At 47.0% G+C, this 26,922-nt stretch carries 20 protein-coding genes and 2 tRNA genes; 12 read left to right on the top strand and 10 right to left on the bottom strand.

The features are described 5' to 3' along the window. Positions 1-4: 4 nt before the first annotated feature. The 5 genes from rfbA to HMPREF9944_RS01495 form a co-directional block, all read right to left on the bottom strand. Complete coding sequence (rfbA, locus tag HMPREF9944_RS01515) at positions 5-889, bottom strand: glucose-1-phosphate thymidylyltransferase RfbA (protein ID WP_008563961.1); 885 nt, start codon at positions 887-889, stop codon at positions 5-7. Positions 890-931: 42 nt separating this feature from the next. Continuing rightward, entirely contained in the window at positions 932-2,338 is a 1,407-nt protein-coding gene (locus HMPREF9944_RS01510) for an undecaprenyl-phosphate glucose phosphotransferase (RefSeq protein ID WP_008563960.1), read from the bottom strand. A gap of 225 nt (positions 2,339-2,563) precedes the next feature. After that, on the bottom strand, positions 2,564-3,007 hold the full coding sequence (locus HMPREF9944_RS01505; RefSeq protein WP_008563959.1) for a DUF4293 domain-containing protein: 444 nt from the start codon (positions 3,005-3,007) through the stop codon (positions 2,564-2,566). After that, a complete protein-coding gene (locus HMPREF9944_RS01500) occupies positions 3,007-3,345 on the bottom strand; it encodes a DNA-directed RNA polymerase subunit omega (RefSeq protein WP_008563958.1) in 339 nt (112 codons plus the stop codon). Before HMPREF9944_RS01500 ends, HMPREF9944_RS01505 begins: the two co-directional genes overlap by 1 nt. 7 nt (positions 3,346-3,352) lie before the next feature. Then, positions 3,353-4,213 carry an outer membrane protein assembly factor BamD gene (locus tag HMPREF9944_RS01495; RefSeq protein ID WP_081475801.1) on the bottom strand — a complete coding sequence of 287 codons (861 nt, stop codon included), beginning with the start codon at positions 4,211-4,213 and terminating at the stop codon, positions 3,353-3,355. A 140-nt stretch (positions 4,214-4,353) separates the two neighbouring features. Here HMPREF9944_RS01495 and uvrB point away from each other — a divergent pair, with 140 nt between their 5' ends. The 7 genes from uvrB (at position 4,354) to HMPREF9944_RS01460 (ending at position 11,247) form a co-directional block, all read left to right on the top strand. After that, positions 4,354-6,423 (top strand): excinuclease ABC subunit UvrB, encoded by a 2,070-nt coding sequence (gene uvrB / locus HMPREF9944_RS01490; protein WP_008563956.1) that lies wholly within the window; start codon positions 4,354-4,356, stop codon positions 6,421-6,423. Positions 6,424-6,915: 492 nt separating this feature from the next. Then, complete coding sequence (locus HMPREF9944_RS01485) at positions 6,916-7,173, top strand: hypothetical protein (protein WP_008563955.1); 258 nt, start codon at positions 6,916-6,918, stop codon at positions 7,171-7,173. Then, positions 7,170-9,476, top strand: coding sequence for a putative porin (locus HMPREF9944_RS01480; RefSeq protein ID WP_044113146.1), 2,307 nt, complete (start codon positions 7,170-7,172; stop codon positions 9,474-9,476). The genes HMPREF9944_RS01485 and HMPREF9944_RS01480 overlap by 4 nt, the downstream gene beginning before the upstream one ends. 2 nt (positions 9,477-9,478) lie before the next feature. After that, positions 9,479-10,393 carry a 1,4-dihydroxy-2-naphthoate octaprenyltransferase gene (gene menA / locus HMPREF9944_RS01475; RefSeq protein WP_008563952.1) on the top strand — a complete coding sequence of 305 codons (915 nt, stop codon included), beginning with the start codon at positions 9,479-9,481 and terminating at the stop codon, positions 10,391-10,393. A gap of 3 nt (positions 10,394-10,396) precedes the next feature. Continuing rightward, positions 10,397-11,029 (top strand): HD domain-containing protein, encoded by a 633-nt coding sequence (locus HMPREF9944_RS01470; RefSeq protein WP_008563951.1) that lies wholly within the window; start codon positions 10,397-10,399, stop codon positions 11,027-11,029. 69 nt (positions 11,030-11,098) lie between these two features. Then, a tRNA-Thr gene (locus tag HMPREF9944_RS01465) sits at positions 11,099-11,174 on the top strand. Positions 11,175-11,176: 2 nt separating this feature from the next. After that, a tRNA-Gly gene (locus HMPREF9944_RS01460) sits at positions 11,177-11,247 on the top strand. Positions 11,248-12,049: 802 nt separating this feature from the next. Here HMPREF9944_RS01460 and HMPREF9944_RS01455 read toward each other — a convergent pair. The 3 genes from HMPREF9944_RS01455 to radA all read right to left on the bottom strand — a co-directional run bounded on the left by HMPREF9944_RS01455 (position 12,050) and on the right by radA (position 15,623). Beyond that, entirely contained in the window at positions 12,050-13,300 is a 1,251-nt protein-coding gene (locus HMPREF9944_RS01455) for a phosphoglycerate kinase (RefSeq protein ID WP_008563949.1), read from the bottom strand. A gap of 282 nt (positions 13,301-13,582) precedes the next feature. Next, positions 13,583-14,236: a 7-cyano-7-deazaguanine synthase QueC gene (queC, locus tag HMPREF9944_RS01450; RefSeq protein ID WP_008563948.1), complete on the bottom strand. Its 654-nt coding sequence runs from the start codon at positions 14,234-14,236 to the stop codon at positions 13,583-13,585. Positions 14,237-14,240: 4 nt separating this feature from the next. Further along, positions 14,241-15,623 carry a DNA repair protein RadA gene (radA, locus tag HMPREF9944_RS01445; RefSeq protein WP_008563947.1) on the bottom strand — a complete coding sequence of 461 codons (1,383 nt, stop codon included), beginning with the start codon at positions 15,621-15,623 and terminating at the stop codon, positions 14,241-14,243. A 114-nt stretch (positions 15,624-15,737) separates the two neighbouring features. Here radA and HMPREF9944_RS01440 point away from each other — a divergent pair, with 114 nt between their 5' ends. The 3 genes from HMPREF9944_RS01440 to HMPREF9944_RS01430 all read left to right on the top strand — a co-directional run bounded on the left by HMPREF9944_RS01440 (position 15,738) and on the right by HMPREF9944_RS01430 (position 20,896). Then, a complete protein-coding gene (locus HMPREF9944_RS01440; RefSeq protein ID WP_008563946.1) occupies positions 15,738-16,652 on the top strand; it encodes an ABC transporter substrate-binding protein in 915 nt (304 codons plus the stop codon). Between the two features lie 75 nt (positions 16,653-16,727). After that, positions 16,728-18,980: a tetratricopeptide repeat protein gene (locus HMPREF9944_RS01435; RefSeq protein ID WP_244861089.1), complete on the top strand. Its 2,253-nt coding sequence runs from the start codon at positions 16,728-16,730 to the stop codon at positions 18,978-18,980. A gap of 419 nt (positions 18,981-19,399) precedes the next feature. Further along, positions 19,400-20,896, top strand: coding sequence for a xylulokinase (locus HMPREF9944_RS01430; protein ID WP_008563944.1), 1,497 nt, complete (start codon positions 19,400-19,402; stop codon positions 20,894-20,896). A gap of 164 nt (positions 20,897-21,060) precedes the next feature. Here the strand turns inward: HMPREF9944_RS01430 and uvrA are convergent, their stop codons facing one another. Together uvrA and HMPREF9944_RS01420 are read right to left on the bottom strand one after the other, a co-directional pair. Then, the gene (uvrA, locus tag HMPREF9944_RS01425; protein WP_044113221.1) at positions 21,061-23,895 is read right to left on the bottom strand and encodes an excinuclease ABC subunit UvrA; all 2,835 of its coding nucleotides are present in this window, start codon (positions 23,893-23,895) and stop codon (positions 21,061-21,063) included. Positions 23,896-24,052: 157 nt separating this feature from the next. Continuing rightward, positions 24,053-24,898: a gliding motility-associated C-terminal domain-containing protein gene (locus HMPREF9944_RS01420; protein WP_044113143.1), complete on the bottom strand. Its 846-nt coding sequence runs from the start codon at positions 24,896-24,898 to the stop codon at positions 24,053-24,055. Positions 24,899-25,010: 112 nt separating this feature from the next. Here HMPREF9944_RS01420 and HMPREF9944_RS01415 point away from each other — a divergent pair, with 112 nt between their 5' ends. Both HMPREF9944_RS01415 and HMPREF9944_RS01410 read left to right on the top strand, forming a co-directional pair. Beyond that, the gene (locus HMPREF9944_RS01415; protein WP_008563941.1) at positions 25,011-26,141 is read left to right on the top strand and encodes an ABC transporter substrate-binding protein; all 1,131 of its coding nucleotides are present in this window, start codon (positions 25,011-25,013) and stop codon (positions 26,139-26,141) included. 9 nt (positions 26,142-26,150) lie between these two features. Further along, positions 26,151-26,918 (top strand): porin family protein, encoded by a 768-nt coding sequence (locus HMPREF9944_RS01410; protein WP_008563940.1) that lies wholly within the window; start codon positions 26,151-26,153, stop codon positions 26,916-26,918. Positions 26,919-26,922: the final 4 nt, after the last annotated feature.

Raw genomic sequence — 26,922 nt, 5'->3', positions numbered from 1 at the left:
ATTTTTAGTTTCTCACTTCCTCTATCAATGACATGAGGTATTTTCCATAGTCGGTCTTCTGCATGGGTATGGCATCTTCTAAGAGTTGTTCCTTAGTAATCCAACCTTGTTGATAGGCTATCTCTTCAAGGCAGGCAATTTTAAGCCCTTGACGTTTTTCTATCACCTCAATAAAGTTACTTGCTTCAGAAAGACTGTCGTGTGTTCCTGTATCCAACCATGCAAAACCTCTCTGGAGAGGTTTTACTTTCAGGTACTTCTGATCTAAATAAACCTGATTTACAGAGGTTATTTCCAATTCTCCACGTTCACTTGGCTTGAGTTGCTTTGCTATTTCAACCACACTATTGGGATAGAAATACAAACCAACGACAGCATAATTACTCTTCGGGACTACCGGCTTCTCTTCTATACTCAAGCAATTCCCATCTTTATCGAACTCTGCCACTCCGTAACGTTCAGGGTCATTGACATAATAACCAAAGACAGTGGCTTGTTGTTTTTTTTCAGCAGCAGTCACACTTTCTTTCAAAAGTTGTGTCAGTCCGGCTCCATGAAAAATATTATCACCGAGGACCAAACACACTGCATCATCGTCAATGAAGTTCTCTCCAATAATAAAGGCTTGTGCCAATCCATCTGGACTGGGTTGTTCTGCATACTCAAAGTGTACTCCTAACTCATGTCCATCACCCAACAAACGTTGAAAGCCGGGTAAATCAAACGGTGTTGAGATGATAAGAATATCTTTGATTCCGGCAAGCATCAACACTGATACGGGATAATAAATCATCGGTTTGTCGAAGATTGGAATCAGTTGCTTACTTATACCTTTCGTTATTGGGTAGAGACGAGTGCCAGAGCCTCCTGCTAAAACAATACCTTTCATATCCGTCTATTTTGATTTTTGATTTCAATTTCTTACATTTAATTAATAAGCATGCTTATCAGGCACGATAATGCTGTAGGCTGTCTTAAGAATAATCCTCAAATCAAGCATGAAACTCCAGTGTTCGATATACCAAATATCGAGTTCCACACGCTTCTGCATCTGCCAGAGTTCTTTGGTTTCTCCACGATAACCGGTTACTTGAGCCAAGCCTGTGATGCCTGGTTTACAAAAGTGACGCACCATATATTTGTCTATCAAGCCGCTATACACCTCGGTATGGTGCAGCATATGAGGCCGTGGTCCGACAATACTCATGTCACCTTTGAGTACATTCCAGAATTGAGGTAGTTCATCAATATTTGTTCTTCGCATCAAATTCCCAAAAGGAAACTTGCGAGGATCGTCTTTTGTGGCTTGTTCTGTATCAGCATTTGCATTGGTGTACATGCTGCGGAACTTGTAACATTTGAACGGATGCCCCTCAAAACCTGTTCGTTCTTGTATGAAAAAGACCGATCCCGGGCTTTGCATTTTGATGATAAGGGCTATTATCGGAATAAAAGGTAGAAGGCAAAGACATGCAAACGCAGATACGACAAGGTCGAAAGTACGTTTGATTAATCGGTTCCCCATAAAAGAAAGGGGCTCGGTATGATTTGTATATAATAATGTATCGCCCATGTATTCTGGCTTCAGACGAAGACGATAAGTACCAAACATACGTGGAAGATAGAAGAAACGGATGACATTTGCATCACAGTATCTCATGATTTGCGCAATGAAATCATTATAATCATGGCTGAGACAACAGAATATTTCTTCAGCAATCAGCACGTCAGGAGTTTGCATCTCCTTGTCAAAATCATCAAGACTTCCTAAGTAAACCAATGTATGTGGACAATTTTTCATCTCTCTATTGGCATAATATCCTCGCACTTGATACCCCATGGTAGGGTCCGATGTCATAGCCTTATAAAGTTCGATGAGTGCTTGGTCATGTCCTACAAGCACTACTTGCCGTGAGTTGTGTCCTGATTGCCTCAAATAGTTTAGCAGACTGCGTTCAACAAATCGGCTAATGATAATGACGGCAAAACTCGTCACGGCATAAAGAAAGGAAATATGAAAGAAGTTCTCCTTGGGACTCAGGAAACTTAGCAATATATAGGTAATAATGACATGGGTTGTCACCAATTGAAATACTCTAAGAAAGATTTTATCAAAATCAATCCTACGATAGTGCACAATTGTCTGAAAGAAATATTGTGCAATGCCCATGGCAGCATTGACCACGAATAGTGTAATCTTTGTTTCGTTATGGAAATAAAGAGGTATATGATTGGGTAGCAGTTCGATTAAACAGACCAAAATGACATTGATAATCACAAAGTCACTTATTGTAACCAGCTGGCGTACAAAGTCGTTCCTGCTAAGATTTTGTTTCATTGCACACTTTTTAATTCAGCTTTTTGTGTCAGATTACCAACTACTGATGTATTATAATTGTGCAAAGTTAGTAAAAAAATGGCAAATCTGAAACTTTAATACTACTTTTATGTAAGTTATAAATATTCTTTAATGACTTTTATTTCATATCTGCAAATATCAATCCATAAAAACGCCCCGTTCTAGTCAGCATTTGAACGGAGCTTATGACGATATAAATATTGCTTATCGAACTCTGTCAGCCGCCCGAACTAACTTCTCGTCTGCAAGGATTGCATGTCGTGCCACAAAATAAAGAATGGCAGCGACGATGGGCAGAATGGAAGAGAAATGAGGCTTCACCACTGCCGTCGATGTGAGGCAAAGAAAGGCATAATAGGCATACCACGCAACTATCAATACCATGTTTGCCACGCACAGACGAGCTTGAAACAGCCGATGATGATACTTAAAAATGGCCCATAGCGTGAGTGGACACGTCAGCAATAAAATCAGGAACAACGGACTTGATGTGAAAGACACGCCGCTTTTGTTGCGAATCCAAAGATTAGTCACCTGACTATCTATGTCCATGCTTTGAGCCACCAGCGTCGCTACAGGCAGACAAAGGCAGACGATGATCAACACCAATGCCGCCAGCATGAATAATGTTTGCTTACGCTGTATCATTATGTTTCTCCGTTAGCACCTTCCTTCGACGGGTCGCGCCAGTAAACGTTGCCGTTGATAAGTTCTTCCGTCGCAAGCAGTGTAGGCTTTGGGAGCTTCTCATAATAGCGTGAGATTTCTATCTGTTCACGGTTTTCAAAGACTTCTTCAAGCGAATCGTTGTAAGAAGCAAATTCGGAAAGCTTCTTGTTCAGGTCCTGCTTGATTTCAACCGAAATCTGATTGGCGCGTTTTGAGATGATTGCCACACTTTCATAAATGTTACCGGTTTCCTTGCACAAATCCATAATGTTGCGGGTAACAGTGTCTACCGGTGCTTTTGATTTCTTGTAATCCATTAGTTTATTATTTATTGTCGTTATTATTCGAGGAATCTTCCCCTGTAAACTTTTTACACTTGGCAATATATTTTTCGGCCGTACTCTTGTCTTTCGAATCGGGGAACTGGTTGATAAAGCCATAGCATTCGTCTTCTGCATCCTGATAGCGCTCCAAACGCTTTGCCTCTACACTTTGCTCGGCAAGTTCAAACTTACTCTTCATCAGCAGGACGGAAAAATCTTCACGCAAGGAAGTATAAGGATAGTCTTTCAATGCGTTTTGACAAGTGACGATACATGCTTCGTAATTGTTACCGCCGTCAGAACAGTTACCGAAATAAGGCCCGAGGTTATAATAGAGGCGCGCTGAATAAAGCTCCTTCAAAACCAGTTTATCCTGTAGTTCGAACAATCGCTTTTGGGCTTCAGGCTTCAACTTCGAATCGGGGAAAAGGTCAAGGAATGTTTGAAAGGCACTGATAGAGGAAACAGTCGTCGATTGGTCAAGACGCGGTTCAGGCGTACTCTTATACAGACTCAGGCCTTCATAATAATGCGCCATTTCAACCAAATATCCCTTCGGATAAGACTGGTAGTAACGCTTGAATGCTTGAGCTGCCCCTTCGTAATCTAAACTGTTATATTCTGCCATTGCCAACATATAAAGGCTTTCCTGCGCATTGTCAGTTCCTTTTTCAATATTGATCAAATCCGTCAGCAAAGTAATGGCCTGCGCATATCTCCCGTCGGCGTAGCACTCTTTTGCGAATTCGTATTTGTACCGATAATCATCTGTCTTATACACCTTATTGAATTCGGGTGCACAGCTTGCGAGAAGCAATGTCGTGCATATGGGGATTAATATCTTTTTCTTCATATCGAACATTTTGAGTTGCAAAGTTACTTACTTTTATAGGATTTACAAAGTAAATAACACACTTTTTCGCAATTAATTAGCCTTTATAACGTATAATCGCAGAGAATTTAGTAAATTTGCAGCTTTCAGAATAACAGCAATCAGAAAGCATGGATTTCAAACTCACCTCGAAATATAGTCCCACGGGAGACCAGCCCGAGGCCATCAAACAACTTACCGCCGGCATTCAGGATGAAATTCCAGCACAAGTTTTATTGGGTGTAACGGGATCGGGAAAGACATTCACTGTGGCCAACGTGATTGCCAATGTGAACAAACCGACATTGATTCTGAGCCACAACAAGACGCTGGCGGCTCAGCTTTATGAGGAGATGAAAGGCTTCTTCCCCGACAATGCCGTGGAATATTATGTGTCATACTACGACTATTATCAGCCCGAGGCCTACCTGCCCACTTCCGATACCTATATAGAGAAAGACCTTGCTATCAATGACGAGATAGACAAGCTCCGACTTGCCTCCGTGTCGGCATTGCTATCGGGCAGGAAAGATGTCATTGTGGTTTCGTCAGTTTCCTGCATCTATGGTATGGGGGCCCCAATGGCCATGCAGGGAAATATCATCAAAATCAAACGGGGACAAGTTATCGACCGCAACGAGTTCCTCAGGAAACTGGTCGATGCGCTTTATGTCAGGAACGATATCGATTTGCAGTCTGGCACTTTTCGCGTGAAAGGCGACACGGTAGATATTTCTATGCCTTACAGTGACAACGTGTTGCGCGTCACTTGGTGGGACGATGAAATCGACGGTATAGAAGAAGTTGACAGCACGTCGTTCCACACGCTGACGAACTTCGAGGCCTACGAAATCTATCCGGCAAACCTCTTCGTCACGTCGAAAGAGCAAACCGAACAGGCTATCCGTATGATTCAGGATGATTTGGTGGAACGCGTGGCCTATTTCAACTCCATCGGCGATACAATCAAGGCACAACGTATCAAGGAGCGAGTAGAATACGACATGGAGATGATCAAGGAACTGGGCCATTGCAGCGGCATAGAGAATTATTCGCGCTATTTCGACGGTCGGCAAGCGGGTGACCGGCCTTACTGCCTGCTTGATTTCTTCCCGAAGGACTTTCTCACCATCATCGACGAAAGCCATGTGAGCGTGCCACAAATTGGTGCCATGTATGGTGGCGACCGGGCAAGGAAGCAGAACCTCGTAGAATACGGCTTCCGTCTGCCGGCAGCATTCGACAACAGACCTTTGCGCTTCGAAGAGTTCCACGAGCTCGTTCATCAGGTTATCTATGTCAGTGCAACACCTGCCGACTTCGAAATCGGAGAAGCCGAGGGCGTCGTCGTCGAGCAGATTATCCGTCCCACAGGCCTGCTCGACCCGGAAATCGATGTCAGACCATCGGAAAATCAAATCGACGACCTCATGGAAGAAATCCTCACGCGTATCCACCGCCATGAACGCGTGCTCGTAACGACGCTTACCAAGCGAATGGCCGAAGAACTGACGGAATATCTCCTCAACCACGACATCAAAGCCAACTATATCCACAGCGACGTGACCACCTTGGATCGCGTGAAAATCATGAACGACTTGCGGGCAGGCATCTATGACGTGCTCGTAGGCGTGAACCTGCTTCGCGAGGGGCTCGACCTGCCCGAAGTGTCTTTGGTGGCCATTCTGGATGCCGACAAAGAGGGCTTCCTACGCAGCCACCGTAGCCTCACACAGACGGCCGGGCGGGCGGCACGAAACGTTAACGGCAAAGTGATTATGTATGCAGACACCATCACTGAAAGCATGCAGCGAACGATTGACGAGACGGCACGCAGGCGCAGTATACAGCTCAAATACAATGAGGAGCATCACATCACGCCGAAGCAAATTGAGAAGGGCATCGCTTCGTCACTGGCCGAGACGTCGCGCGAGAATACCGTAAGTCCGTCCGTATCCGGCAACAAATATAAAAGTGTATACTTGGAGCCCGAAAGCGGAGCCTTCGCTGCAGATCCGATAATCAAGCACATGTCGAAGGCCGAATTAGAAAGGAGCATCGCCAACACGACCGCGTTGATGAAGCAGGCCGCGAAAGACCTCGATTTCATACAGGCAGCCCAATACCGCGACGAAATCATACGTCTGCAGGAGTTGCTGAAAACGAAATCCGACTCGACCATGCAGGAAAACGGGAAATAAAACGAATCAAAAATTTTGCACCTACAAGAGATTTATCTCATTCCTTGCGGAGAAAAAATATTTTCATGCGGTTGAAACTCAAGTTTCATACGGTTGAAACTCAAATTTCATGCGGTTGAAACTCAAATTTCATGCGGTTGAAACTCAAGTTTCATGCGGTTGAAAATAAATTTTCTTACGGAAGGAGATAAATTTCTTTGCGGGAAGAAATAAATTTTCTTGCGGGAGAAAATAAATTTCTTTGCGGGATGGTTATCAATAAGTTACAAAGTCGAGAAATTCGAATTTCATTGCGTTTCGAGGGGGAATCGCATACTGTGGGAAATCTTTACTTTTCCTTTGTCGCCTGAATAAGCTTGAAAGTCGCCGGGAAACGCTCAGTCGCAAAAAGGCATTCTATTAATTATCGTTAAGTTTAGCGTGTCAGTCCCGCCATTTTACCGACTCTCTCGCCCTTTTTTATTATTTTTGTCCCATTATAAACAGATAGCTATGAATTTGGAAGAGAAGAAAGAAGAGGAAAAAGCACAGTATGCCGTAAGGCCGCATCATAGGCAGAAGAGATTGACCGACGGCAAGGACGATACGCTGAAATACCGCAACATATTGAACAGTGTGTTCATGCTGCTTGCCATAGGCGGCGTCATCGTGTACACGCAGACGGAACATCGGCTCATCGCCACGGTCGTTCTGATTGTTGCTGTGATACTGAAGTTCGTCGAGGTCTCATTACGAATGTTCCGCAAATGAGGAAAATCATAGTCCTTTTGATGTTCGTGCCCATCTGCGGACATGTCTACGCGCAATTCGACGACACTTACAACCAAATGGACGCTACGGGCAATATCAGCCGGCGCGGAGACAAAAACATGAAGGACTCTTTGGGAACGCACAAGGAGATACCTAAAGGCATCAAGGTGTGGACCGTAGACACGCGCTTCGGCGACAGACGTCTGGCTGTTCCTGACACGGTGCCACATATGTTCATGAATTCCATCTTCACGACGGGCATGTGCGGCGAATACAATACGACGGGAAACCTTGGTGCACCGCGCATTAACCGCATTGTTATCGACCGGGCAGAGACCGGGCAGTTCATATTTACGCAGCCCTATGACTTTGTCGTCACGCCCGTCGACCAATTCCATTTCACGAATACGCTGTCGCCATTCACCAATATTACATTCAATACGGCTGGTAACCGGACGAACGGCGAAGACCATCTGACGGCGAAATTCGGTGTGAACGCAGGGAAGAAGCTCGGTGTGGGGTTCAAGTTCGACTACCTTTATGGGCGAGGATATTATCAGAACCAGAGTGCCTCGCATTTCAATTACATGACATACGGCTCGTATCTGGGTGACCAATATCAAGCACATCTGCTCTTGTCGACCAATCATCAAAAAGTTGCCGAGAACGGTGGCATCAGCGACGACAACTACATTGTTCACCCAGAAAGCTACAGCGACAATTACGAGACGTCTGAAATTCCTACGGCATTGTCACAAAACTGGAACAGAAACGACAATCAGCACGTGTTCTTCACGCATCGGTATAATATAGGCTTCAACAGGAAGGTTCCAATGAATGAAGACGAAATCAAGGCGAGAAAGTTCGCCTTGGCATCAAAAAAAGAGAACGAGGCCCAAAAGAAAAAAGAACTGACCGGGAAAGAAGGTCGGAAGCCCGAGGAAGACAAACCGGTGGCACAAGGTCGCCCCGACGATGCAAAAATCATGGGGACAGAGCCGATAGCACAACAAAAAGACAGCAACCGGACCTCGCTGGATAAAGCAACGGCAGACAGTTTGCTTGCAGTCGAGCAAAAAGCAAAGGCCGACACGGCATGGTTGAAGAATGAATTCGTTCCTGTGACGAGTTTCATTCACACTATGCAGTTCGACAATTATCGCCGCATCTATCAGGCATACAAGACGCCGACCGATTTTTATGCGAACACTTATACTATAGATGAGCCCTTAACCGGTGACTCCATCTACGATAAAACCCGATACTATAGTCTCAAGAACACTTTCGCTATCTCTTTATTGGAGGGGTTCAATAAATGGGCCAAATCAGGATTAAAAGCCTTTATTGCTTCGGAGCTGCGCCATTTCACACTACCGAACACCACAGGCAGTACTTCATATAATGAGCACAATCTGAGTATTGGTGCACAACTCAGCAAAGCCCAAGGAAAAACATTCCACTACAATGCAACGGCTGAAACTTGGCTGACGGGCGAAGATGCCGGACAATTGAAACTCGATGCTTCTGCCGATTTGAATTTCAAGCTTTTTGGCGACACACTGTCTCTAACGGCGAACGGTTTCTTCCATCGCCTGAACCCTATCTTTTATTATCGCCATTATCACAGCAGGCATGCATGGTGGGACAATAATAGCATGAGTAAGATGCTGCATACACGGCTCCAAGGTATCTTACATTATCAAAAGACACGGACGACGCTTCGCATTGGCATTGATGAAATCAACAACTACGCTTATTTCGCTTCTTCCTACACCGTCAACAATGGTAATCGGGTCAATCATGCAATAACGGTCAATCAATATGGTGGGGCCGTCAATCTCATTACGGTTGCATTGTCGCAGGACTTCACGCTCGGACCATTGAACTGGGAAAGCGTCATCACGTACCAGAAGTCAAACAACAAGACTGTACTGCCCGTTCCCGATTTCAATATCTATAGCAACCTATACATCAAATTCAAGATTGCCCGTGTGTTGAGTTGCGATTTCGGTGCTGACGTGAGGTATTTTACGAAATATTTTGCTCCGGACTATAATCCCGGCCTCGGTCAATATACCGTGCAGACAAATACGGCTACCGACGGAACAGATAGCAGAATAGAAATAGGTAATTATCCCGTTGCTAATGTCTATGCCAACTTTCATCTGAAGCACACGCGCTTTTTCATTATGATGAGCCACGTGAATGCCGGAACCGGCAAGAAGAATTATTTCTTTACTCCGCATTATCCGCTTAACCAACGTATTCTTAGGTTTGGATTAAGTTGGAACTTCTTTAACTAAGCATGAAAGAAACAAACATCAAAACCAACGCTTTCAGGGCATGGCTGCTGGCTTCCCGACCAAAAACTCTGATCGGAGCAGCCGTTCCGGTGATGTTAGGAATGGCTTTGGCGTTCAATCATGGGACAGGTTCGTTTGATGTTATGCCGGCAATACTATGCCTGCTGTTTGCTTTTGTCATGCAAATAGATGCCAACTTCGTTAACGACTACTTCGATTGTATCAAAGGCAATGACGCTTCCGAGATAAGATTAGGTCCCAAACGGGCCTGTGCAGAAGGATGGGTCACATTGCCCGCAATGAAGAAAGCCATCATCTTCACAACCGCGGTTGCAGCTTTTGTCGGACTGCCGTTGATATTCTATGGAGGTTATGAGGTGATTCCTGTCGGCTTGCTTTGTATCGTGTTCTGCTTCCTTTATACAACAAAGCTATCCTACTTGGGCTTTGGAGACGTTTTGGTGCTCGTATTCTTTGGTTTAGTGCCGGTTTGTCTGACCTACTATGTTGTCATGCCTCAGACTGGCAAAAACATACCCTTGGATGTGTTTCTGACCTCCTTGGCTTGTGGTTTCGTCATCGATACCCTGCTTATCGTCAACAACTACCGTGATAGAGATAATGACCGACATACCGGTAAGCTCACCCTCATCGTCAGGATCGGAGAGCGATGGGGAGCCCGGTTTTATTTATTCAGTGGTTTGATTGGTGAAATCCTCATGCTGTTTGTAAGCCTGAACAACGCAGTGCACACTTGGGCACCCGCTGTTTTGCTGGGCTATCTTCCAGTCCATTACCAGTCTTACATAAAAATGAGAAAGATTCGTCAAGGCAAAGCACTCAATAAGGTTCTGGGCCAGACTGCCCGTAATATTTTGATATTCGGTATCGTTTCTATGCTTGCTATCCTATTATAAAAGATGCAACAGGTATCATTAGACATCATGGAATTTATCGAGCACCACATTCTTCCTCGATACACAGCGTTCGGCAAGAGTCACGGGTTACAGCATGTCAACCGTGTGATAAAGAACTCGATAATGCTGGCCGGATATACGGGGGCCGACGTCAACATGGCCTACGTCATCGCAGCCTATCATGACTTAGGTATGTCAGGTCCGCGTGCCATTCATCATATCACCGGCGGAAAAATCCTTATCAATGACGCCCGGCTCAAACGATGGTTCAGCAACGACCAACTCCGAATCATGAAAGAAGCCGTGGAAGACCATCGTGCAAGCTCAAGCCGTGCACCTCGCAGCATCTATGGGAAAATAATTGCTGAGGCCGACCGTGACCTCGAACCGGACGTCGTGTTCAGTCGAGCCATTCAATACGGGCTTGAAAACAATCCTGAACTAAATAAAGCACAACAATGGGAGAGATTTATGAGTCACATGAATGAAAAATATTCGCGAAACGGTTACATACATTTGTGGATACCGGGTAGCCCCAATGCAAGAAAACTCAAGACTATACAAGACATTATCGAAAACAAAGAACGGCTCCGCATGAAATTCGATAGCTTATATGAAAAAGAAAATAATGAATAAATTTGGCCCTTAGAAAAAAAAAATATACCTTTGCACCGCGAGACACCAAAAACCCACTTATGTTTCAATGCCGATATGGCTCAGTTGGTAGAGCAACGCATTCGTAATGCGTAGGTCCCGGGTTCGAGTCCCGGTATCGGCTCCATTGCGGAATTAGCACATCGGTAGTGCGCGAGCTTCCCAAGCTTGAAAGGCGGGTTCGACTCCCGTATTCCGCTCTACAAGATAAAGCTCCTTCAAAGGAGGAGGCTGGACTTAGAAAGGATTAATTAGAACAAACCTTGTGAATGAAAGCGTTCGCATGGTTTGTTTTTTTTTCGGCGTAATGGATATTTGGTTGGCCGGAACCTCTCGAAAGGCTTTTTTATACAACCTTTTCAGCATTTGAAAACCTATAAATAAAAAAAACGGTATCTTCCGCAATAGTTCAAATGTTAAAAAGAATGGGCTTCAACGCAATGTCAAATGTATCTTTGCAAGGATTATGGCATACCATTTCAAGGTGGTGTACGTATAAATAATATTTCTCTACAGAAGCTATCCCCTCCCAGTTTTGCCAACCCTGCCCCTCGGTCAGTACGCAGCATTTCGTTTTTCCGTTTTTTGTTTCCGCCGTGGCGGACGAAGGTTTTTCTCTGTTTTATTCTCTTCCGCCGTGGCGGGAAAGGCCATCTGTTAATTTATCTTTCTTCCTCCACGGCGAAAGAACGTTTTCTTAAGTCTTATTAACTTCCGCCGTGGAGGAAGAATGTTTTCTTAAGTTTTATTAATTTCTGCTGTGACGGAAGAACATTTTTTCTCTATTCAACCCCTTTCCACCGTGGTGGAAGCCCCGCACTCCTTTGATTTCCTTGTTTCGGGGGGCGCAGCGCGGTTGGCGTTTTATGCCTTCGTCATTTCATCTATATCCCACATGTTTATCACTTCTAATGTATTTGTTGTATCCCGTATTACACCGAAAAAGTGGACTTTCAAAAAATGAAAGCCCACTTTGATGTTTTTTTGCTTTATGCTTGTAATTTATTCGCCTTTGATGGCTGCAACACCCGGGAGAACTTTACCTTCAATGGCTTCGAGCAGGGCGCCACCGCCTGTGGAGATGTAAGAAACTTGATCGGCCAAGCCGAACTTGTTGACACAAGCAACGGAATCACCGCCACCGATGAGCGAAAACGCGCCCTCCTTGGTTGCTTCTGCAACGGCTTCTGCGATGGCTTTCGAACCGCCTGTGAAATTATCGAACTCGAACACACCCGCCGGACCGTTCCACAAGATGGTCTTAGAACCCTTGATAGCTTCGGCAAACGCCTTACGGGTCTCAGGACCGGCGTCCATACCCTCCCAACCGTCGGGAATATTATTGGAAGCACAAACCTTTTGGTTGGCATCGTTCTTGAAGTCGTCGGCAATGATGGAGTCGGTACCGAGTACCAATTTTACGTTGTTCTCTTTTGCTTTCTTGATAACGTCCAAAGCGACGTCGAGCTTGTCGTTCTCGCAGATGCTGTTGCCGATTTTACCGCCTTGTGCCTTGGCAAAGGTGTAAGTCATGCCGCCACAGAGAATCAAGTTGTCTACCTTACCAAGGAGATTTTCGATGATACCGATTTTAGTTGAGACTTTGGAGCCACCCATGATAGCAGTGAACGGGCGTTTGATGTTGTTCAGAACGGCGTCGACAGCCTTTACTTCTTTCTCCATCAAGTAGCCCAACATCTTGTTGTCTGCATTGAAGTAATCTGCAATAACGGCTGTTGATGCGTGTCTGCGATGCGCCGTACCGAAAGCGTCCATTACATAGCAATCTGCGTAAGAAGCCAGTTTCTTGGCGAAGTCTTTCTGACGACTCTTCATCTCTTTCTTGGCTTGATCATACTCCGGAGTGCCTTTCTCTACACCGACCGGCTTTCCTTCTTCTTCGGGATAGAACCGCAGGTTCTCCAACAACAGTGCCTCGCCCGGTTTTAAAGCAGCAACTTCTGCGTCTGCATGGCCACAGTCTTTGGCGAATTTCACCTCTACGCCTAATGCTTTTGAAACGTTTTTGACGATTTGAGCGAGCGAGAGCTCTGGCTTCACTTTGCCTTTGGGCTTTCCCATGTGGCTCATCATGATGAGTGCACCACCGTCGGCCAACACTTTCTTCAGCGTGGGAAGTGCGCCACGGATACGGGTGTCGTCTGTTACATTACCTTTTTCATCCAAGGGGACATTGAAGTCTACACGAACGATTGCCTTTTTGCCGGCAAAGTTGAATTGATCGATTGTCATTTTATCTTTATGTTTTAAGTTAATATTGTTTTTCTGTTTACACGACAAAGGTACATTTTTTTATGCACAACGGGAAATCATTCTCTAAGAATTAAGAGTTTTTCGTACACGATAGCCTTGTTATGCTATATATAGTTGACAAAAGACCGTCATGTTCTGTTCCTGTGCTTTGATTGTTTAATCAAAATCGGCATAGGCCTTGTGCCGCATGCGCAAACATCAAACCGAAAGGAATGTTAACTGCGCCCTAGGGCGGAGACTTCCTGATGAACCGATTGAGAGTTATTCTTCATATTCGGTGGTATCATCAATGCCCGCTTCCGTGAGTGCTTCCTTGCGTTCAATGCAGGTGCCGCATCTTCCACAATGCTTGTCAGCACCCTTATAACAGCTCCACGTTTCGGCGTAGTTGAGACCGAGTCGCTTTCCAATGCGTGCAATGTCGCCCTTTGTGATATGAGTATAAGGTGCTTCAACATGAGCATTAACAAAGGTGCCGGCATAGGCGGCTGCATCTATGGCCTTGATGAATTCGGGGCGACAGTCGGGATAAATGGTGTGATCTCCGCCATGATTGGCTATCAACACTTTCTTGAGGTTGTTGCTCTCTGCGATGCCGATGGCAATAGATAGCATGATGCCGTTACGGAAAGGCACCACGGTTGATTTCATGTTCTCGTCGGCATAATTCCCCTCGGGAATGGCTTCGCCGCCTTCGAGCAAAGAACTTTTAAAGTATTGGCCCATGAAATCAAGATTGATGGTGATGTGCTTGATGCCCAATCGCCTGCAGTGCATCTCGGCAAGGGGTATCTCTTTGGCATTGTGGTTGCTTTCGTAGTTGAAACTGATGCCGAGCGCTATCTCGTTTTTCTTGTCATAAAGCAGCGTAATGCTATCCATTCCGCCACTGACGATGATTACCGAATCTTTCATATATTTATCCGAACAACGTTCTTAGTGCCTCTTCCACCTTCTTTACGGGGTGGAGTGCTATCTTATATTTACGTTTATCAAAGCCTTTCAGGTTATGTGCTGGTATGATCATGTGGGCGAAACCTAATTTCTCGGCTTCAGCAATGCGTTGATCAATGCGATTGACAGGGCGCACCTCACCACTCAGTCCCACTTCTCCGGCCATGCACCAACCGGCTTCTATCGCCGTATCGACATTGCTTGACAGAACGGCCGCTATCACACTGAGGTCCATAGCAAGGTCGGTCACGCGCAGTCCACCGGCAATATTGATGAAAACATCCTTTTGCATGAGTTTGAAGCCAACGCGCTTTTCAAGCACGGCAAGCAGCATGTTGAGGCGTCGTTGGTCGAAACCCGTGGCAGAACGTTGCGGAGTTCCATACGCTGCCGACGACACCAAAGCTTGCGTTTCCACCAAGAATGGTCTTACACCCTCGATTGCCGAAGAGATGGCTATACCCGAAAGTCCTTCGTAGTCTTGTGTCAATAAGAGTTCGGAAGGATTAGATACTTGCCTGAGTCCGTTTTGTTGCATTTCATAAATTCCAAGTTCCGATGTGCTCCCAAAACGGTTCTTGATAGAACGGAGAATTCGGTACATATAATGCTGATCGCCTTCAAACTGAATGACCGTATCCACAATGTGCTCCAATATCTTTGGACCTGCCAATGTGCCTTCCTTGTTGATGTGCCCAATGAGAATTACAGGAATAGCGCTTGTTTTAGCAAAACGAAGCAAGGCTGCTGCACATTCGCGCACCTGAGTGATGCTTCCGGGGGAGCTTTCAACGTCCGAAGTGGAAATAGTCTGTATAGAATCAATAATCACAAGCTCGGGCTTCACCTCTTTTATATGGTCAAAGATATTTTCGAGTGAAGTCTCGCAAAGAACCATCACTTCACTGTTGCCCCCAATACGCTCGGCCCTCATCTTAATCTGCTGGGCACTTTCTTCCCCACTCACATATAGAATACGGTGTTCGGTCATGTGAAGAATAGTCTGAAGCGTCAGTGTACTCTTGCCTATTCCCGGTTCACCACCAAGCAACACAATGCTTCCCGGAACCAAACCGCCACCTAAAACTCGATTTAATTCATCATCGTGCATATCTATTCGCGGTTCATCTTTTGCAGAAATTTCACGAAGGAATAGAGGCTTGTTCTTGTTTGACAGACTGTTCCTGACGGCATGTGCAGCCGTTTTTGCAGCCATTGAACCCGTGTCATTGGCAATACGTATTTCCTTAAACGTGTTCCATTGGCCGCAACTGGGGCATTTCCCAATCCATTTTGTCGATTCTTGTCCGCAGTTGTTGCACACGTATGCAATCTTATCCTTGGCCATTTCTATGTCTGCTTCTTGTTATATTTCCCACAAAAGTAACAATAAATTCTATAGTTCCAAAATTATTTGTTACTTTTGCATGGTTTAGAAACGGATATAAAACGTGTTTGAATGATGAAATTTCTAAGTCATAAAATATCCCTTTTTGCTTTGGTCTTACTCGTTTCTGCCTGTGGACAGTCCTACGATGAGCAAAGAAGACTGTCACGTGCCGAGCGTCAACGGCTCCTTCGAGAAGACTCATTGGCCTTGAAAATAGCCGTTATACCTACGCTTGATTGTCTTCCTTTGTATCTGATGAAAGACCACCAGCTTTATGATACGGCACGATTGGATTTGCGTCTGAAGTTCTTTACGGCTCAAATGGACTGTGATACGGCTCTGTTAAATAAACACGTAGAGGGTTCTATCAGCGACCTTGTACGTACGGAGCGAATGAAGAAGCGTGGCCTACAACTTGATTATCTCACCGCTACCAATGCCTATTGGCAACTATATTCCAATCGTAAATCACGCCTGAAACGACTCAATCAATTAGGGGATAAAATGATTGCTATGACTCGTTTCTCGGCAACCGACTATCTGACCGACCGCACGCTTGACACGGTCAAAACGCAGGCCCGCGTATATCGGGTACAGTTCAATAATGTGTTCATTCGCCTAAACATGCTGCTTAACAATGAGATTGATGCCCTTTGGCTTACGGAACCACAGGCAACTAAAGCCCGCATACTTGAAAATCCTATGCTACGTGACAGTCGTGATTTTAAAATATCGCTTGGGGTATTAGCCTTACGTCATGCTGGAGTGAGTGACAATCGGCGCAAGTTGCAACTTCGAGAGTTTGTAAAAGCATATAATAAGGCGTGCGATTCTATTAATGAAAACGGGATAGTACACTATGCCGATTTACTTCGGAAGTATTGCAAGGCAGATGAAAGAACGATTTCTGCATTGCCAAAACTGAAGTTTCATCATGTAGCTAAACCGAGAGCGAAGGACATTCAAATCGCTTCTAACTTTCAATAACTTGTACTCATGCCTTCATCTCAAATTGAACTACAAGCTGTATTATCATTGATTCTTGAACAAAAGAATCTACCTTTGGCGTTAAAAAACATTCAATTGTTCCTCAAACAAGCAGGACTCTCGCAGTTCGATACGCGCATCGAAGAGATAGCGTCGGGCTATCAACTCATGAAAGATTACATGTTGCGGGGCTATCAAGACGATATGCGCCCGCAACTTTATCATTCTATGCTAAGGCAACTCTACAGCATCGCGTTCGACGTAAGGGTCAAGCAGGCCGTAATCAGCGGTGGTTATCATGGATTGGCAGAGTTGAGTGCACGCCACATCAATCTGTCTGACGGCGATATACAACAGAAGCTGGAGGCCTACGTGCAGGACTTGGCCATGTTGTCGCTGGAGCCTGATACCGTCCGGAGCGAGAAAGAACACACTTTGCGCAAGCAACATCAGCACTACGTAGCTTCAGTCTTCGATACCATCGTGGTTTCGTTCTATTGGAGCGAGGCCGTCCATAGCGCTTTACTTCAACTTATACTCAGCCCAATGGTCGACTCTTTTGATGCCTTGACGCTCGTCTCTGCAGTGGCATTGAGCGGCATGAACGGCTTCGACCCTTGGCGCTTCAAGTTGCTGTTGGCCGTATGGCAGCAGACAGAAGACGAGGAACTGCGCCAAAGAGCCTTCGTGGGGTGGACACTCATGGCCTGCACCGACGGCATGAGGCTTTTTGATGATGCTGTCGAACAGATGCTTTCCGTCCTCGAAACAGCAAATGCCGACGACCTGCGCCGACAACTCTACGAGCTGCAATGCCAAATCTTCTATTGCAGCAGTGCTCGTCGCGACAACGAAAGCATACAGAAAGAGATTATCCCCAACCTGATGAAGGGAAAACGACTGAGGTTCGACCGTTTCGGAATCGAAGAAAACGAAGATTCTTTGGAGGATATCCTGCATCCCGACAAGGCAGAGCAGGAAATGGAACGCATTGAGGAGAGTATGAACCGCATGACAGAGATGCAGAAACAGGGTGCCGACATCTATTTCGGAGGCTTCTCGCAGATGAAAAGGTTTCCGTTCTTCTCTTCGGTCAGCAATTGGTTCGTGCCGTTCTCAAAGCAAAATCCAGAGATTGCTGAAGTACTTAGCCAACTGGACAGCACAAAACTGATTGATGCGATGCTAAAAGGCGGGCTCTTTTGCAATTCCGACAAATATTCATTTAGCTTTGCCCTGAAGTCGGTCTATGAGCAGCTTCCGCCGAAAGTACGCGAGATGATGAACACCACCGACGGCATGATGTTGCTGGAAAGCGCCGAAGACATGGACAAACCGTCTTACAAACGACTGCAATATCTGCAAGACCTCTATCGCTTCTTTGAATTGAACCCTTACCGCGCAGAGTTCAGAAATCCTTTCTGGAACGACCATGTAACCCGCAACAGCCAATTCTTCCTGCACGACGCACTTCCTTTCGCGTCCTTTTACAAGGAAATCATCTCCCTGATGTCTTTTGCCGCGAAGCGGAAAGAATGGGCATTCATGCGCGAACTGTCAGAGCGACATCGGCCAGACCGGCAGGAAACGCTTCACCTGCTGACCACGGACGTGGAGCGACTGCAACGTTATTATCGCCTGCAGAACACGCTTTCGTGCCATTTCCACGAATACGAACAGGCCCATCGCTATTGCCGCTCGCTCGTGATTGCCGGATTGGTTGCACACGAAGAGAGCCGTGTGAAAACCGAAGCGGTGGCCTATGATGAGGAGACGCACTTGTTGAAGCTCGACAGCGAACCCTTGGATTTAGGTTTCGCCACCGAAAGAGATTTGCGAAGCTATGCCTCGACCGCTTTGAGAGCCGCACTTTTCGAAGAGGCCGCCCGTGCCTATCAAGCGCTTTTTGAGGCCACCGACAACAACCGTTACCGCTGGCACCATGCCTTGGCACTGATGAACATGGGGCGCGTGGAAGAGACGCTCTCGCTCCTTTACCCTTTGGACATGGAAGAAGTGAACATTCCCGTGAAGCGCACGATAGCGTGGGCCTTGCTGCTCCGACGCAAGCCCGACCAAGCCGAGCGTTATTACGAAGCGATATTGTCGTCGGACGCCGTCATCACCGAGGACTATTTGAACGCCGGCTACAGCAAGTGGTTCTTGAACAAGAATAACGAAGCGGTCGTCCTGTTCAAGAATTGGCTTGCGCAGCAGTCCACGGAAACCATATCCTCGGTCTTCGGGCAAGACCACCGTCTGCTCGAAGACAACGGCATCGGCACGATAGACCGTATGTTGATGGAAGACCTCGTAGGTTCGGAATAATCCCCTTCACACTTTGTTTGAATCGAAAGAGAGATTGCTGTCGTGGCAGTCTCAAAGCGGTTGCGTTGCCCAGCGCAATAGGAGAAGCATGCCAGCCTCCTATAGGAAAGGTACAGTCCCGCCATGGTGGGAAATAATTCTCGCCATGGTGAGACTATATTCCCACCATGGCGGGACAGTTTTCCCACCATGGCGGGAACGTTATTAGATAAGTATCTCTTCGATAGGAAATAGGTATCTCTTGGGCAATAGATACGTTGGGCGTTCGTATGATGTAGCCTTATAATCCGCCCGATGTTGCTTATCAATCGTCGGAAATCGGTATAGGAAATAGGGGGAAATCATGCTTTGTCCGTATTCTATATAGAAAGATAAAAGAAATTCTATATAGAACGACAAAAGCACTAAATCTTAACGAAATGAACGGAAAATACTTATTGGGGTTTGATGTCGGCAGCAGTTCTGTCAAGGCATCTTTGGTAGACATCGAGCGCGGAGACATTGCGGCATCGGCCTTCTATCCGGAAAAAGAGGCGCCCATCGTGGCCGTAAGGACGGGCTGGGCAGAACAAGACCCGCAGATGTGGTGGGACAATGCGAAGCTCGCGCTGAGGAAAATCATGCAGCAAGCCGGTGCCAAGGGCGAAGACATCGCGGCCATCGGCATCTCTTATCAGATGCACGGGCTGGTGTGTATGGACAAGAACCAAAAAGTGTTGCGGCCGAGCATCATCTGGTGCGACTCACGTGCGGTGGCTTACGGTGAGCGCGCATTCAACGAACTGGGCAAGGAACGTTGCCTGACGCATTTGCTTAACTCGCCCGGCAATTTCACGGCCGCCAAATTGGCTTGGGTGAAAGAGAACGAACCGGAACTATTCAGACAGATTGACAAGGTGATGCTGCCCGGCGACTATATCGCCATGAAGCTCACGGGTGAAGCGCAGACTACGATCAGTGGCCTTTCCGAAGGGATGATGTGGGACTTCAAGGCCAAGAGGCCGGCTAAGCTCCTCTTAGATTATTTCGGCTTTGAAGACAGCTTGTTGGCAGAAGTTGTTCCAACGTTCGGCATTCAGAGTGTGGTTTCCGAAGAGGCGGCGCAGGAGTTGGGCCTGAAGGCGGGGACGCCCATCGGCTATCGTGCGGGCGACCAGCCCAACAATGCCGTCAGCCTGAACGTGTTCAATCCAGGAGAGATAGCAAGTACGGCAGGCACGTCGGGCGTTGTGTACGGCGTTTTGGGCGACGCGAATTACGATCCCGAGAGTCGTGTGAACACCTTCGCGCATGCCAACTATACGACTGCGACGGACAGGCTGGGCGTGCTTCTCTGCATCAATGGCACTGGCATTCTCAATGCCTGGATGCATCGCAATGTCACGTCGGACCTCAGCTACTCGGAGATGAACGACTTGGCGGCAAGCGTTCCTGTGGGCAGCGAGGGCGTCAAGATTATTCCATTCGGGAACGGCGCGGAACGTGTGCTCGGGAATAAGGAAGTGGGCTGCTCTGTCCATGGCGTGAACTTCAACAAGCATGGCCGTGCCCATCTTGCAAGGGCAGCCCAAGAGGGCATCGTCTTCAGTTTCTGCTACGGAATGGAAATCATGCAGCAGATGGGAATGGAACTGAACAAGATACATGCAGGCAGGGCCAACATGTTCTTGAGTTCGCTGTTCAGGGAGACTTTGGCCAATGTCAGTGGCGCGACTATCGAACTGTATGAGACGGACGGAAGTGTCGGTGCCGCGAAAGGTGCGGGCATCGGCGCGGGCATATACAAAGACCACGACGAAGCCTTCTCGACATTAAAGAGATTGGCTGTCATAGCGCCCGAAGAAAGCAAGCACGAAGAATATATCGAGGCCTATCGCGAATGGAAAGACATACTTGAGAAGAGCCTTTCTCGATAACATCCCCCTCTAATTTAAAAGAGAGACGGCTCGGAATGAAATCAGACGCGGCACAGAATGAAAAGACATCCCCATCTTCTTCCAATCAGATGGGGATGTCTTCTTTCTCTATGTATTTCCAAATATGAACGTCGACCATTCCGGCTCTTTCAGACACATGGATTTTAGGAGGAACGTTTCAGGCTCTTCGCAAGGTATTTCGTGGTATAACCTTGCCGACTGCGTACAATCTCCTCGGGCGTTCCCGTGGCAAGAATGGTGCCGCCGCCACGGCCGCCTTCGGGTCCTACGTCGATGACATGGTCGGCCAACTTGATGACGTCCATGTTGTGCTCGATGATGATTACGGTATTGCCGCGGTCGGTGAGCCGTCGGAGCACGTCCATCAAGATACGGATATCCTCGAAGTGGAGGCCCGTGGTAGGCTCGTCGAGGATATACAGCGTACGGCCCGTGTCGCGTTTGGCTAATTCGGTGGCCAGTTTCACGCGTTGACTCTCGCCACCCGACAGCGTAGTCGAGCTCTGGCCGAGTTTGATATAACCCAAGCCGACGTCTTGCAAGGTTTTGATTTTCGGCAGAATGGACGGTATGTTCTCGAAGAACTCCACGGCTTGATTGATGGTCATGTCGAGCACGTCGGCTATAGATTTCCCCTTGAAGCGCACTTCAAGCGTTTCGCGGTTGTAGCGTTTGCCGTGGCACACCTCGCAAGGTATCATCACATCGGGCAGGAAGTTCATTTCGATGGTCTTGTAGCCGTTGCCACCGCAAGCCTCGCATCGGCCACCTTTCACGTTGAAGGAGAAGCGCCCCGGCTTATAGCCGCGTATCTTGGCTTCAGGCAGGTTGACAAAGAGGCTGCGGATATCGCTGAAGACGCCCGTGTAGGTGGCCGGATTGCTTCGCGGCGTGCGGCCGATGGGGCTTTGGTCTACGTTGACCACCTTATCTATATTGTCCACGCCCTCGACCCTGTCATAGGGCATAGGCTTCTTGAGCGAACGGTAGAAATGTTGAGAGAGAATGGGCTGTAGCGTCTCGTTGACGAGAGTCGACTTACCCGACCCCGACACGCCCGTGACGACAATCAGCTTGCCCAGTGGAAAGTCCACGTCGACGTGCTTTAGGTTATTTCCCCTTGCCCCGAAAATCCGAATATGCTTGCCGTTCCCCTTGCGACGTTCGGACGGAACATCAATCCTCCGGTCGCCATTGAGGTAATCGGCCGTGATGGTGTGACTCTTGAGCATCTCCTTAGGCGTTCCCTGAAAGACCACCTCACCGCCCTTCCGGCCAGCCTTCGGTCCGATGTCGATAATCCAATCGGCGGCGCGCATCATGTCTTCGTCGTGCTCCACGACAATGACCGTATTACCCAAATCGCGCAGTTCCTTCAGGGAGCGTATCAGCCTGTCGTTGTCGCGCTGGTGCAGACCGATGCTCGGCTCGTCGAGAATATAGAGTACGTTGACGAGCTGACTTCCGATTTGCGTAGCCAGCCGGATACGCTGGCTCTCACCACCCGACAGCGTGGCGCTTTGTCGGTTGAGCGAGAGATAGTCCAAGCCCACTTCAAGGAGAAAGTTCACCCGAGTGCGGATTTCCTTGAGTATCTCGCCGGCAATCTTCCGCTGCTGCGGTTCCATGTGCTCTTCCACATGCTCGAGCCATTCTTTGAGGTCGTTGATGTCGAGGTCGGCCACCTCTGTGATATTCTTGTCCCATATGCGATAAGAGCGCGCTTCTTGGTTAAGTCGTTGCCCTTTACATTCCGGGCAGACCGCGGTGCCTAAGAACTGGTCGGCCCACTTCTTTCCCGCAGCCGAATCATCGCTCTCCATCACCGTCTGTAGATACTTGACGATGCCATCGAAAGCAACGAAGTAGTCTGATGAAGTATGAATGAGCTTCCGGTCTATTTTCACGTTCTCCAGACTTCCATACAAGATTTCGTCGACAGCTTCTTGCGGAATATCCTTGAAAGGCGTCTTGAGGTCACAGTCGTATTTCCTGAGGATAGCGTCAATCTGCCAGAAGATCATTTGGTTTTTATATTTCCCCAACGGAACGATAGCCCCATCATGAATATTCATCTTGGCATCGGGAATCACTCTTTTGAGGTCGATTTCGCTGACATAACCCAACCCTTTGCAACGCGTGCAGGCTCCCTCCGGAGAATTGAACGAGAAGATATTGGGAGCAGGGTCTTTGTAGGAGACGCCGGAAGTGGGACACATAAGCCGCTTAGAGAATAACTTGCCTTCGTCGCTATCCTTGTCAAGCACCATGATGAGACCGTCGCCCTGTTTCATGGCCTCTTGAACGCTCTTGGTCAGTCGTTCATGCGAGACATCTTCAACGAGCATCTTGTCAACCACCACCTCTATATTATGGTTCTTATAGCGGTCGGTCTTCATTCCCCGTGTGATTTCCTTGATTTCTCCATCCACCCGGATATAGATATAGCCTTTGCGTCGCATGCTTTCGAAGAGTTCGCGATAGTGGCCTTTTCGGTTTCTGATGAGCGGTGCAAGGATATAGATTCGCTTTCCGACATAACCGTGGGTAATCATTTCGATGACATTCTCCTCGGTGAACTTCACCATCTTCTCTCCCGTGACATAGCTGTAGGCCGTCCCTGCACGTGCATACAGAAGGCGCAGATAGTCATAAATCTCCGTCGTCGTGCCCACGGTAGAACGCGGGTTCCGGTTCGTCGTCTTCTGCTCAATGCTGATAACGGGGCTCAAGCCGGTTATCTTATCAACGTCAGGTCGTTCCATGTTTCCAAGAAAATTCCGGGCATAGGCCGAGAACGTCTCGATGTATCGGCGTTGCCCCTCGGCAAATAGGGTGTCGAACGCCAAGGAAGATTTACCGGAGCCCGAAAGGCCCGTTATCACTGTCAGCGAGTTGCGAGGGATTTCAACGTCAATGTTCTTCAGATTGTGCACGCGTGCTCCCCACACATTTATCTTTTTATCTTCTCTTTCCATTTCCATAAGGAAGTCTTTTACTTGTTTATAAAGTCGTTTCTTACCTGTTCCCCCTATTACCAGTGCCAGTCTCTGCCGATTGAAAGGTAACATTACACGAACGCCCTACGTATCTATTGCCCAAGAGATACCTATCTCCTATCGAAGAGATACTTATCTAACAACAGTCCCGCCATGGTGGGAAAACTGTCCCGACATGGCGGGACTGTACCTTTCCTATAGGAAGGTGATACGTCTCCCCTATTGTGCTGGGCAATGCAACCGCATATTCGTCATGTCCGCTGCCAACTTCCGCGCGATTCTCAACCGCAGCTCTGCCATATCCGGCTGCTACCGTGTGATTCCTCAAAAGGTTTATATCCCGTTTGATGGAATAACGCTTCCCGTCGGCCCCGAGGGCTTCTACCACGACATAGTAGACGCCTTGCGCTACATCTTTGCCGTGAAACTTACCGTCCCAACCGCCGTCTATGCTGTCCCATTCATAGAGTTTCTGTCCCCAACGGTTGTAAATCTTGGCATGGAACTCTATAATGCTGCGGCTGCTTGATTTCACTTTATAGACATCGTTGATACCGTCTCCGTTCGGAGAAAACGCATTGGGAAGTTCGAGCCTGCTCTCAAACAGAGAGACGGTTATAGGACTGTATTCGTGTATGATGGTGTCATTCCCGCTGATGAATGTCGCACGAAGAATGACCCGGTGATTGCCCGAACGGTCAAATGTATATTGCGTGTCTTCCTCGTATCTTTGCAGATAAGGCTTTACTTCATTTCCATGGAAGAACCGCCACTCATAGTAAGCCGTCCAACCGACAATGTCTTGCGGATTGGCTTTGAACGAGGCCGTCACCGGAGCCGAACCTTCGAAGCTGTCTTGATGTTCATTTCCTGCCGCATCTTTGAAAACTGCGGTTGGCGAAGCATTCGGAGTGGTGTCAGCCAAGACAAAGCTGCAACCCAGCACCTGCAGGAAGAGCAGGATTAAAATCTTTACTTTCATCTCTTTGTCGCTATAATTGTGCAAAGTTACTAAAAAGAAAACACACCGAATGTGATGTAATGACATATTTTTTTGTATTTTTGCAGTTGAAAAATTAATAAATCCCTAAATGATGATATCTTTCTTCCGGTATATTTTGTTTTGTCTATCCGTCTTTTTAAGTACGTTTACAGCTACGGCTGATAACAAAAACCATGTTTCCATAGGCATCATACTACCCTTGCATCAAGCGGATGGCGACGGAAAACGAATGACGGAATACTACCGAGGCATGCTGATGGCTTTCGACCAACTGAAATCCGAAGGCTATAGTATTGATGTGCATGCATGGAATGTGAATGCCGATGCCGATATCAGGACTACGTTGCTTGATGAGCATACGGCAAAGTGTGACATTATCTTCGGCCCGCTATATAGTAAACAGGTGAAGCCTTTGGCGGATTTCTGCCAGTCGAAAAACATTCGGTTGGTAATACCTTTCTCTATTTCCGACACCGACATCGCCTCCAACAAGAGCATCTTTCAGGTTTATCAAGACGACACAAGACTGTTGAATGCTACGCTCAATGCCTTTTTGGAACGATTTAGCAAGTGTCATCCTGTGTTTGTCGACTGCAATGATGCCTCCAGCAAGAAAGGTGTTTTTACGATGGCGCTGCGCAGGCAACTCGAAGCAAAGGGCATCGCATATAATGTAACTAATCTGAAGTCAGATGACGAGGCTTTCGCCAAAGCCTTTACCAAAGAAAAGACGAATGTTGTTATCCTAAATACGGCACGCTCTCCGGAATTGAATGAGGCCTTTACAAAGCTGGAGCGTTTCGACCAGTTACGCCCGGGAACACCAATCAGCATGTTCGGTTATACGGAGTGGCTGATGTATGCACCATACGACTTCAATCATTTCTGTAAATACGACACCTATATCCCGACAACATTCTATTATAATGCTTCGTCGACAGCGACGACAGCCTTGGAAAGAAGCTATCGTAGTTGGTTCCATGAGCCGATGCAACAAGCCTTGCCCCGCTTTGCAATAACAGGCTATGACCATGCTCAGTTCTTTGTGCGTGGGTATGCAAAATACGGACGAAAGTTTCTTGGCAGCAAGTGGCAACAGGTTTACAAGTTCTTGCAATCCCCATTAAAGTTCGAACCTGTGGAAAAGGGCGGACGTATCAACTCGAGTTTCCAGCTGATACATTATCTTTATAATGGAAACATAGAGAGCATAGCCTATTAAAGAGTTTGTATGAAACTAAAAAACAAAATAATATGTTGTCTGCTTCTTACTGGCTGCGGCGTGTTGCGTGTAGAGGCACAGATAGGTGAACATCGCAATGACTTTTCCGTAGGGTTCAATGCCGGCTATGTGCTAAGTACTGTGGGCTTTGTTCCCAAAGTCAATCAGAAGCAACACAGCGGAATTACAGGGGGATTGTCGTTAAGTTATAAGAGTGAGAAATATTTCTCGACCATTTGTTCTATTCTGACAGAAGTGAACTATGCCCAGTTGGGTTGGAAAGAAGATATCCTTGACAACAAAGACCAACCTGTTATCAATGCATTGACAGGACAGGCCGAACACTACAGCCGCACCATTGACTATATCCAAGTACCGGTCTTTGCGCATCTTGCATGGGGAAAGGAATATAAGGGAGCCAATTTCTTTGTGAATTTAGGTCCTCAGTTTGGTTATATGCTCCGTGAAAGCACCGATATGAACTTTGCCTTTGACCAACGCAACATGCAAGATCGTGTGAATCCCGTGGTGGCTCAAGACACAATGGCAGTCAGTAAGAAGTTCGATTACGGCATAGCCGTGGGACTTGGTTTGGCGTATAGCCATCCCAAGATGGGCCATTTTCTATTGGAAGCCCGATATTATTACGGTCTTGCCAACATCTATGGCTCGTCAAAGCGCGACTATTTCTCAAAGTCCAACCATGGAAATATCGTTATCAAAGCCGCTTATCTTTTTGACATCACACGCACTAAAAGAAAGAATAATCATCAATAAATAT

The organism is Segatella maculosa OT 289, assembly GCF_000243015.1.
GTDB classification, from domain to species: Bacteria; Bacteroidota; Bacteroidia; order Bacteroidales; family Bacteroidaceae; genus Prevotella; species Prevotella maculosa.
The sequence above is the reverse complement of the archived record's forward strand: the minus strand, read 5'-3'. Positions and strand labels throughout refer to the sequence as shown.